General features: G+C 64.5%; 10 protein-coding genes. 5 read left to right on the top strand and 5 right to left on the bottom strand.

Going from position 1 to position 9,534, the window contains the following annotated elements:
- The first annotated feature begins 743 nt into the window (after nucleotides 1-743).
- Together D8Y22_RS06435 and D8Y22_RS06430 are read left to right on the top strand one after the other, a co-directional pair.
- The gene (locus tag D8Y22_RS06435) at nucleotides 744-1,121 is read left to right on the top strand and encodes a winged helix-turn-helix domain-containing protein (RefSeq protein ID WP_141463881.1); all 378 of its coding nucleotides are present in this window, start codon (nucleotides 744-746) and stop codon (nucleotides 1,119-1,121) included.
- The gene (locus tag D8Y22_RS06430; RefSeq protein WP_141463880.1) at nucleotides 1,118-1,411 is read left to right on the top strand and encodes a DUF7521 family protein; all 294 of its coding nucleotides are present in this window, start codon (nucleotides 1,118-1,120) and stop codon (nucleotides 1,409-1,411) included. The genes D8Y22_RS06435 and D8Y22_RS06430 overlap by 4 nt, the downstream gene beginning before the upstream one ends.
- Nucleotides 1,412-1,430: 19 nt before the next feature.
- On the opposite strand, the gene D8Y22_RS06425 is transcribed toward D8Y22_RS06430, so the two are convergent.
- Complete coding sequence (locus tag D8Y22_RS06425) at nucleotides 1,431-2,600, bottom strand: multicopper oxidase domain-containing protein (protein WP_141463879.1); 1,170 nt, start codon at nucleotides 2,598-2,600, stop codon at nucleotides 1,431-1,433.
- A 117-nt stretch (nucleotides 2,601-2,717) separates the two neighbouring features.
- The gene (locus tag D8Y22_RS06420; RefSeq protein ID WP_141463878.1) at nucleotides 2,718-4,232 is read right to left on the bottom strand and encodes a dihydrolipoyl dehydrogenase family protein; all 1,515 of its coding nucleotides are present in this window, start codon (nucleotides 4,230-4,232) and stop codon (nucleotides 2,718-2,720) included.
- Nucleotides 4,233-4,467: 235 nt separating this feature from the next.
- On the opposite strand from D8Y22_RS06420, the gene D8Y22_RS06415 reads away from it, so the two are divergent.
- Both D8Y22_RS06415 and D8Y22_RS06410 read left to right on the top strand, forming a co-directional pair.
- Nucleotides 4,468-4,725: a HalOD1 output domain-containing protein gene (locus tag D8Y22_RS06415; RefSeq protein ID WP_141463877.1), complete on the top strand. Its 258-nt coding sequence runs from the start codon at nucleotides 4,468-4,470 to the stop codon at nucleotides 4,723-4,725.
- Between the two features lie 78 nt (nucleotides 4,726-4,803).
- Complete coding sequence (locus D8Y22_RS06410) at nucleotides 4,804-5,553, top strand: PAS domain-containing protein (protein ID WP_174811786.1); 750 nt, start codon at nucleotides 4,804-4,806, stop codon at nucleotides 5,551-5,553.
- A gap of 2 nt (nucleotides 5,554-5,555) precedes the next feature.
- On the opposite strand, the gene D8Y22_RS06405 is transcribed toward D8Y22_RS06410, so the two are convergent.
- The 3 genes from D8Y22_RS06405 to D8Y22_RS06395 form a co-directional block, all read right to left on the bottom strand.
- Nucleotides 5,556-6,347 (bottom strand): hypothetical protein, encoded by a 792-nt coding sequence (locus tag D8Y22_RS06405; RefSeq protein WP_141463875.1) that lies wholly within the window; start codon nucleotides 6,345-6,347, stop codon nucleotides 5,556-5,558.
- A 51-nt stretch (nucleotides 6,348-6,398) separates the two neighbouring features.
- Nucleotides 6,399-7,103, bottom strand: coding sequence for a DUF5518 domain-containing protein (locus D8Y22_RS06400; RefSeq protein ID WP_174811785.1), 705 nt, complete (start codon nucleotides 7,101-7,103; stop codon nucleotides 6,399-6,401).
- Nucleotides 7,104-7,198: 95 nt separating this feature from the next.
- Nucleotides 7,199-8,302, bottom strand: a complete 1,104-nt coding sequence (locus D8Y22_RS06395; protein ID WP_141463874.1) for an AI-2E family transporter — start codon at nucleotides 8,300-8,302, stop codon at nucleotides 7,199-7,201.
- Between the two features lie 94 nt (nucleotides 8,303-8,396).
- Here D8Y22_RS06395 and D8Y22_RS06390 point away from each other — a divergent pair, with 94 nt between their 5' ends.
- Nucleotides 8,397-9,500 (top strand): thiamine ABC transporter substrate-binding protein, encoded by a 1,104-nt coding sequence (locus tag D8Y22_RS06390; protein ID WP_141463873.1) that lies wholly within the window; start codon nucleotides 8,397-8,399, stop codon nucleotides 9,498-9,500.
- Nucleotides 9,501-9,534: the final 34 nt, after the last annotated feature.

Genomic DNA, 9,534 nt, shown 5'->3' with positions numbered 1-9,534 from the left:
TCAGATCCCATCTGTACGGAAGACCGCAGGGGTAGGATCCTCATTTCCTTCGGACCTAATCGTAAGCCATCCGGGGTACATAACCCCTTCGAACTCCGACGGTCCGAGACGACCGAGCGAGTTGAACGCCCGGTCAGTCACATCGTCTGTTGCATTACCATCCGAGTACCCTAATACACTTAAGGGCGTCGGATCGGGGTCGCCGCCGGAAACCGCATCCGGCGGGCGATTGGTCCGATTTATCGGTACGCCACTGGAGCATATAAGGGCGTCGGTCGAGACCGGCGCCGAATGCCCCGTGTACAGGGTGGATGTGTCAGCCTCCGTGCCGGGAAACGGCCGGAGGGGACGCGGCGACTTGCGCCACGTCGTTCGCATTCAATACGAATCCCCGGTCCATACATAAGGCCGTCGAATGGATCGTCCATCGGAACCCGATACCATGGGACCATTTTGCAACAACTACCCACTTCGATTGTCGATCCAGTCGCTGGACCGGTCGCTCCTCGAGGCAAATATCACGCGGGCGGAGGTCGGCCGCTCATCCCGTCCTCGCAGACGCGGTCGGGCCGAATGAGACCCGCGTATCTGGTTCTCGAGCGCCCAGACGCAAGAAGGCTTCGCGTATTGGGTTCCGATTACGCGTACGCGCGAGCAGGCAAGCAAACGAATTCGGGAGCGGCCGATCGATCGACGAGCGGCATCGATGCCGATAAACCATATCGGTCGTAATGGGCGGACGAATGGTCCGGGACCCGCTCGGCTCGGAGTCAGCCCCATCGGCGGAAGCGATCTGTTCCGCGCTCGACGATCCCGACTGTCGGGAGATTATCCAGCAACTCGAGGAGCCGATGACGGCCTCGGAGTTGACGGAGGCGTGTGACATTCCGCAGTCGACGCTATACCGGAAACTCGAGTTGCTCACCGAGGCGACGCTGCTCGAAGAATCCACGGAGATCAGACGCGACGGCCATCACGCGAGCAAGTACGCGATCGCGTTCGACGAGATATCCCTCGGATTGGACGAGGATCAACAGTTGACCGTCGAGATCGAGCGGCCGGCCCGGACGGCCGACGAACGGCTCGCGGAGTTGTGGTCGGAGGTGCGAAAAGAAACATGAGCCCATACACAGGCGGTACCGAGGTCGCAATTGCACTCGCCGTCGTCAAGACGCTCGTGCTCGTCGTCGGCAGCGTCATTACGTACTTCGCGTTCAAAGCATATCGACGGACCCGACAACGGGCACTCGGGTTACTCGCGGGGGGCTTTGGACTCGTCACGCTCGGGCTCGTTCTGGCAGGGATGCTCTACGAACTGCTCGGGGTCCCCCTGGCGACGGGAATTTTGCTCGAGAGCTTGCTCGTCCTCGCCGGCTTCATCGTGATCGCGTACTCGCTGTACGTCCAGTAGCGTTACAGCCGGTCGTGGATTACCCCTCGAGGCCGGCATCGTCCATGATTTCTGCGAACTCGTCGGTGTCCATCGCGTCCTCGTAGACGATCGCCGTCGCCATCCCGCCGGGATACCGGCCCTCGGTCGTGACGTGGTGGACTTTGTGACAGTGTGCCGGGTAGATACCCGGGTCGGCGTCGGCCACGAACTCGAGGGTGTAGCGCTCGGCCGGACCGATGTTGACGACATCTTCCTCGTGCTGTGCCGCCTCGGGAACCGGCGCGCCGTCTTTCTCGACCACGGTAAAGCGGTGGCCGTGAGTGTGGAACGGGTGGGATTCGTAGCCGTTGTTCGCGATGTTGAGCTGGACGGTGTCACCCTGAGAGACGATCAGCGGCGTCCCCAGTTCGGGGTGGAACGTCGTCGGGGCGCTGCGACCGTTGATCGTGTAGGCGTCAGAGGAGCGCTCGACCGGATCGTAGTCGGCGTCGCCGCCGGCCTCGAGCGTGTGCAGACGCGTGTCCCAGTCGCGAAGTGTAAAGAAGTACTCGCGGTCCGGCGGCTGGTAGTCCGCCGGATCGACCCGCAGGATGCCGTACATCCCCATGTCGAGGTGGTTGTGGGTCTGGTAGTGGCAGTGGTAAACGTGGGTTCCCGGAACGTCGGCCTCGAGGGTGTAGGTGTGGCTCTCGCCGGGGCCGACCTGATCGCGGTTGGTGACGGGGGCACCGTCGTCTTCCCAGGACTTCGTGAGGGCGTGGACGTGGACGGTGTGTGGGCGGTCGTGATCGCTGTTGTCGTAGGTGAGTTCGAACGTCTCGCCTTCCCGCATGCGATAGATCGGGCCGGGGACGGAGGGAGCGAGGTCGTCGGCCTGCCAGGCCCAGACTTCGGGGAGTTCGACCGGGCCTGCGCTGGCGTCGTCGGTGACGAACTGGTGGCGAGCCGGCACGGTTCGCAGTGTCGATTCGTAGTTCTGTTCGGCGAGGTCGACGATCTGTGGGGGGTCGGTGTAGGCGTAGTCGGTCAGCGGTCCGTCCCCGGTATCGGCGACGTCGGTCGTCTCATCGGCGCTGGAGCCACCTGTCGCACCTTCGGCGTCGTCGCCCGTGATAGTCGAGAGACAGCCAGCGAATGCACCGAACGTGGCGGCGCCGGCGGTCGAGAGAACAGTCCGTCGACCCGGCGTCGGAGTGGGAGGAGTCATTGGTACAGGCGTACCGACGGCCCCCCAGATGAAGGTGTATCATGGTCGTTCCCGCTGGCCGGGAGTCCGTCCGAACACGTCAGGGAACCCCTTCACGGTGAACGCTCGCGTCGATCGTCAGCGGTTGAGCGTGTGAATCGCGTGTCCGAGTGCGTTTTCGGCAGCTTCCATCACCGACTCCGACAGCGTCGGATGGGCGTGGACGGTCGCAGCGACGTCCTCGAGCGTCGCCCCGAGTTCGATCGCGAGGCCGAGTTCGGCGATCAGTTCCGACGCTTCGGGGCCGACGATGCTGGCACCGAGGACGAATCCGTCGGCCGAGTCGGCGACGATCTTGACGAACCCGTCGCTCTCGCCGGTCGTCAGCGCGCGACCGCTGGCTCGGAACGGAAATTCGCCGGTAACGGGATCGAAGCCAGCCTCAGCGGCCTCGGACTCGGGCATGCCGACGGTCGCGATTTCGGGATCGGTAAAGATGACCGCGGGCATCGCCTGGTGATCGATTGCCGCGGGTTCGCCGGCGATGACCTCGGCGGCGACCTGTCCTTCGGCGCTGCCTTTGTGCGCGAGCATCGGTTCGCCGGCGACATCGCCGACGGCGAAGATGTGGTTGACGTTCGTGCGTGCGTGCGAATCGGTCTCGATGAAGCCCCGGTCATCGGTCTCGACGCCGGCCGCCTCGAGATCGAGCGTGTCCGAGACCGGTTCGCGACCGACGGCGACGAGAACCGTCTCGGCGTCGATCTCGAGGCGTTCGTCCTCGATCGCTTCGGTACTGCCACTCGCGGTTGCACCGCTCGGTTCTTCCGAGGCGCGTGGCGCCTCGCCCCCACCATTTGCGGCGGCGCCGTCGACCGGTTCGGCGACGACGCGGATGCCGTCGCCCGGCTCGTACCACTCGGAAGCGGTGTGTTCGAAGTGAAAGTCGATCCCGAGTTCGTTCGCGCGCTGTTTGACCGGGCGCTTGAGGTCGTCGTCGTACCCTGGCAAGATGGAGTCGAGCATCTCGATGACGGTCACGTCGGTACCGAGTTTCGCGTAGACGCTCGCCAGTTCCATCCCGATGTAACCGGCGCCGACGACGACTAGCGACTCCGGCACCGACTCCAACGACAGGGCCTGCCTCGAGTCCAACACGGGCGGGGCCTCGAACGAGAAGTCGGGGATCGAGATCGGGCGCGACCCGGTCGCGACGATGGCGTGTTCGAACTCGAGGGTTTCCGAACCCTGCCCCTCGCCGTCGTGGGAGATCCGGGCCGTGTGCTCGTCGACGAAGGTGGCGGTCCCCTCGAGGAGGTTCACGCCGTTGGCTTTACAGAGCTTCTCGACGCCGCCGGTGAGCTGGTCGACGACGTCATCCTTCCAGTTGACCATTCCAGAGAGGTCGACCGCCGGGTCGGCATGAATTCCCATCGCCTCGGCGTGGCGCGCCTCGTGTGCGAGGTCCGTCGCGGTGATCAGCGCCTTCGAGGGGATACAGCCGTGATTCAGGCAGGTGCCCCCGTAGGCCGATTTTTCGACGAGCGTGACATCTAGATCGAGCTGCCCCGCACGAATCGAAGCCGTGTAGCCGGCCGGCCCCGCGCCGATAACCAGTACGTCCGTTCCAGTGGTGACGTCTCCGACGACCATACTGCTGCTTCGGCCGGCCGGCCCATATACTGTTGGCCTCGAGCACTCGTCTCGTACGGATCGCCATCCAGTAGCTCCATCGTGTCCGGGCCCGATTGGCCTCCCAGATCGTCTCGATCCATCCGTCGCCGTCCGTCCGAACGGTCGGGGGCTATATGTGTACCGTCCAGCTACCGAGACGGATACGTATATAGTGGACAGTATGTTACCCGTCGCTGCCCTCTGTCCAGTCGTGATGACTGGAACTACGCTGGACTACCACCGTGATTCGCCGAGTCTTCGTGTCGTCGAAGCACTCGCAGAGACGACCGATACCGACCCGCTCGAACTCGAGCCGCTGTATCACGCCATCGATCCAGAAGCACTCGATCGGCTCTTTCAGGCCGACCCGAACGGACACGCAAGCGTTCAATTCGAGTACGCATCTCACGCGATCGAGGTGCGAAGTGATGGCACCGTCGCCGTTGACGGCACCGTCCATGAATCAACGTAACGGCGGGCTATCCGGTGTCGATCGTCACCAGATGTCCTCGTCTCGAATTCAATGCCGGCGGTCACCACTCGTCCCCCGATGACGATACTCCCTACCGACGCGGCCGTGCTCGAACCGTCGACGGTCCGGTCGACGAGTCGCGCGCTCGTCTTCGCCGAGAACGAGGGCCTCGAGGGCGTAGACTCCGACAGCGACTGCCTCGAGATTCGGACGGTAACCTCGACGGCAGCCGCGCTGGACGGGCTCGACGATGTCGACTGTCTCGTCTGGGACCTGGCCGTCCTCGAGGGCTCCGTGCCTGCGTTCTTCGAGCGTGTTCGAACCCAGCACGCGACGCTGCCAGTTGTGATGATCGATCGCGAGCGTTCGCCGTCGGTGCTCGAGGCCGCGGCCGACGATCGATGGGCGGACGTGATCGGATCGGATGACGGTGATATCGACGGCGAGAGGCTTCGGTTCAGAATTTCGCTGCTCGTCGAGCGCAGACGACTGACGGGGCTTGCAGACCGAGCGCTTGTCGGCATCGAACTCGCCGCCGACCCGATCGCTATCGTCGATCCCGACGGCCAGTTCGAGTTTGCGAACCGATCGTTCGTGGCGCTGTTCGAGACCGGTAGCGACGACCTCGTCGGCCAGCCCTGGCAGACGGTGTTCGGGACCGAGACTGTCGATCGACTCGAGGCGACAGCTATCCCCACCGCAATCGACGGCTGGCGCTGGCGCGGAACCTGTCACTGTAGGCAACCGACTGGCGAGACGTTTTCCGCGAGCGTCCGTCTCGACGGCCTCGAGGACGGAAGCCTCGTCTTCGTGGTCGATCCCCAGTAGCCTTACAGTGCAAGGACGACGAGCACGAGCGCGCCGAGAACGACGGCGCCAAGAGCCGTCCGGAGGAGCCACGGTCGCCACCGTTCGTGCCAGCTTCGAATCCGAACGGTCGGTCGTTTTCGAACCCGTTTGATGCCGTCCTCGCTGCGATACGTACACATCACCGAGAGCGGGTACTCGCCCGTCGGTGCGCTCGCACGCGTGTTCAACTCGAGGATGTAGGCCGGATCGTCCTGGTGACTCCCGCCAAGCGGTCGCTGCTCGAGCGGGGAGTCGGTCGCAGCCGTCCCGTCACGAAGCGTCGTCGAGTGGACGTGTTGGGCTATCGACGCTGTTGTCCCGTCTGGTTCGGGCGACGCGTTCGAGTCGATTGGCTCCCCCAATTCGGTCGCATCGTCCGCAGTCGAGGCGCGTTCGTGTGTCGTCTCCCCTCCCCCTCGGTCGGCCTCGAGAGTTCGTCCGTCACCTCCAGGCGTCCCCGTCGCGACGTTGCGTCGGACGATGCCCGGATCTTCGAGATCGAGGACGGCCGTGTCGTCGTAGAACACCGTGAGATCGACCGCCTCGATCTCGCCGACGCTCGAGACGAAGACGCCGAGTTCGATCGCCTCGCCGGGATCGATCCGGGGCGACGGCACCAGGACATCGAGGTCGTGGTCGTCGAGTCGGCCGCTGCCGTCGACGGCGATACCGATCTCGAGGACGCCATCCGACTCGAGTTGGGACCGTTCGAGCAACGGCCCGACCGAGTACTGCACTGGCTCTGCCCCCCCAGCTAGCTCCCCACCGCTCATGATCGTCTCGATATCCCAGTCGACCTAGTTGAGACCTTCGGCCGATCGCACTCACTCCGTCTCGCGATCGGATTCCCGATCTTTCTGGGACCGGGTCGACGCCGTCTCGTCGGTACCCTCGAGGTCACTCTCGGCAGTCTCGTCGGGAGCGGTCCCGCCGTCGATGTCATCGACACCGCTGGCATCGTCGCTCGGTGGGCCAGTCGCATCCGGTTGACTGTCCTGATCGTCGTGGCGAGGCGTTGCCAGGTCGTCCTCGAGGCCGCTGGTCGTGGACTGCCAGTGTCGCGAGCGCGTCCGGTCGATCGTCGCGGCTCGATCGTGTGAGCGCGTCCCGGCCGTGGGGCGTTCGTCGATGCCGATCGTTCGCCGCGTCGAGGTTCGCCGATCGGGGTACTCCCGCGCGAGGTACGCCCCGAGATACCCGCCGAGGACCGCCATCCCGACGGTGTAGAGCAGCACGATCGACAGCGCGAAGACGAAAAATAGCAGGGCGATCAGCGCCCCGCCGATGGGGACTCCGGCGGTGCCGATTCCGACGCCCATAAACGCGATCAGGAGCAGCCCGATCCCGACGAACGGCAGGAAGGTGATCGCGCCGACCAGTGCGCCGACGATGGCTCCCTCGCGGTTGTCCGGCCCCTCGAGGAAGCCGGCGACAGCCCCGCCGATGACCGTCGAGAAGGGGATAAACGAGAGGACGACACCGACGACCGCGCCGATGATCGCGTGTACGATGGTTCGACCAGTGACCATGTGGCTACCTATCACGCCCAGGGTGAAAAAGCGATCAACTGGCTCGGAATCCAACTGGTGTGGTGATCGACGCTCGAGTCGCGATTGCGCGTCGGTTACTCGAGCGCAACTCGAGAGCCCGACTCTTCGTAGGTCGTTTCTGTCCCGGTCGATTCGCCGTCGTCGGGGCCGTCGGTCTCTCGCTCGGCCAGTTCGGCGAAGCTGGCGTCGGTGTTGACTTCGTCGGCTAGCAGGTCGACGGCCTCGACGAAGACGGCGACGATCAGCGGGCCGACGACGATACCGATCGCACCGAGAGTAAAGAGTCCGCCGGTGAAGCCGACGAAGTAGAGGCTCCCGGGAATGCCGGCCGAGCGACGGGCCAGCCGCGGTCGGACGACGATGTCGGGGAACCAGGCCACGAGTGCGATACCGAGGACGCCGATGAGGGCCGCGGCCAGTAACTCGCCTGCGGCGACCTGGTAGAGTGCGATCGGCGCGATCAGGAGCGTCGGGCCGATGATCGGGACGAACTGCAGGATGGCGGCAAACAGTGCGAGCGTAAAGGCCAGCTCGTAGCCAAGCGCCCAGAACAGCGGGTAGGCGATAAGCAGCGTCGCGACGGCCGTCGCGAGCTGGAGCACGTAGATCGCGTACAGCGTCTCTCGAGCCCGCGTGGCGAGTGCGAAGACGACGTCACGGTAGGCAGGCGGCACCGGCGCGATAGCGGCTCGACCGGCGGCGTCGCCTTGCAACAGCAGCGCGAACAGCAGGATGGCAAACAGCGCAAACTTGACCGCGAGGACGGGCAACTGCGTGACCACCGAGACGGCGACGCCGGCGAGGATGTCGACCGCCAGCGCTTGCAGTTCGACTACCTCGACGGTGTAGGTGTACTCGAGGATCGTAATCGGGATCTCCGCCGGAAGCCCCTCGACGATGTCGATAATTTCGTCGGTGCGAAGGTACAGCGTCATGACGATCGGCGAGAAGACCGCGACCGTCGTGACGAATCCGAACAGGGTCGCCACGACTGCGCCAGTCCACTCCGAGAGGCCGCGTCTGACGAGCCATCCTTGCACCGGTGCGAGCACGTAGGCGACGGTCAACGCGAAGAGGATCGTCCCCAGCACCTCGAGTAAGATCCCTGCGGTCACCACTCCAAGCGCGACGACGATACCCGCGAGGACGTACTGGCGTGGTACCTCGGTCGATGACACAGCAACGACTCTCGCCGAACCGACAAAGTCTTTCTGACAAACCAGTGCCGGTGGAGACACGATGCTTAAGCCGCCTCGGCGAGACCATCCGATAATGAGACGGCGGACGATGGTCCGCGGCCTCGCAACCGGGACGGCCGTCGGTCTGGCGGGCTGTATCACCCGCAACGACGACGACGAACCAAACGGTGAGGAGCCTATCGATCCCGACGGCGAAGACGAGGGAACGCTCCGAGTCGCGACGTATTCGTCGTTGCTCGCCGGCGAGCAGTCTGCCGGCGAGTGGCTCGCCGAGGCCTTCGAAGACGCGTACCCCGACGCCACTCTCGAGTGGGTCGTCCCCGAATCGGGGATCGATCACTACGTCCAGCGGGCTCGCTACCACGCCGAGATCGACGTCGACGTCTTTCTCGGCGTGACCGTCGATCAACTTGTCCGGATCGATACCACCCTCGCCAGTCGGCTGTTCGGCTCGCTCGAGCGCGGCCGCCTCGAGCACGCGGGTCGGGTCCGCGACGATCTCGCGTTCGAGGAACCCCACGATAGAGCGATCCCGTTCGGGACGGGCTACGTGAGCCTCGTCTACGACGAGCGAGACCTCGAGACGCCGGCGACGTTCGCGGATCTGCTCGAGGACGCCTACGAGGACGCGTTGCTCACCCAGGACCCCCGCTACTCCAGGCCCGGGCGAGCGTTCTTGCTGTGGACGATCGCCGCCTACGGCGAGGACTACCTCGAGTTCTGGCGGTCGCTCGCGGCAAACGGCGTCGAGATCCGGGACCGCTGGAGTGACGCTTACCTCGGGGACTACCTCGAGGGCGAGCGGCCGATGGTCGTCTCCTATTCGACCGATCGCGTCGGCGCGATCACGGCCGACCGGAATCTCGACCGCCACCAGGTCGCGACCCTCGAGGAGTCGGGCTATCGCACCACCGAAGCGATCGCGATCTTCGAGGCGACGACCAAACGCGAACTCGCCTACCAGTTCGTCGATTTCGTCCTTTCCCGAGAGATTCAGGCCGAACTGGCGACCCGAAACGTTCAGTTTCCGGCCGTCACGGACGAGTACGTCGATCTCGAGGGCCAGTTCGAAATGGCGGCCGTCGAACCCGAAGAGTCGGTAGCGTTCGACTACGAGGAACTGTACGACGACCTGGGGAACTGGCTCGTCGAGTGGGAGGCGACTATCATCGATTGAGGCGGACCGTTCGTGAGTCGAGCGCACCTTTAAG

This window comes from Salinadaptatus halalkaliphilus, assembly GCF_006543045.1.
Taxonomy (GTDB): Archaea; Halobacteriota; Halobacteria; order Halobacteriales; family Natrialbaceae; genus Salinadaptatus; species Salinadaptatus halalkaliphilus.
This window is presented reverse-complemented; position numbering and strand designations above follow the sequence as displayed.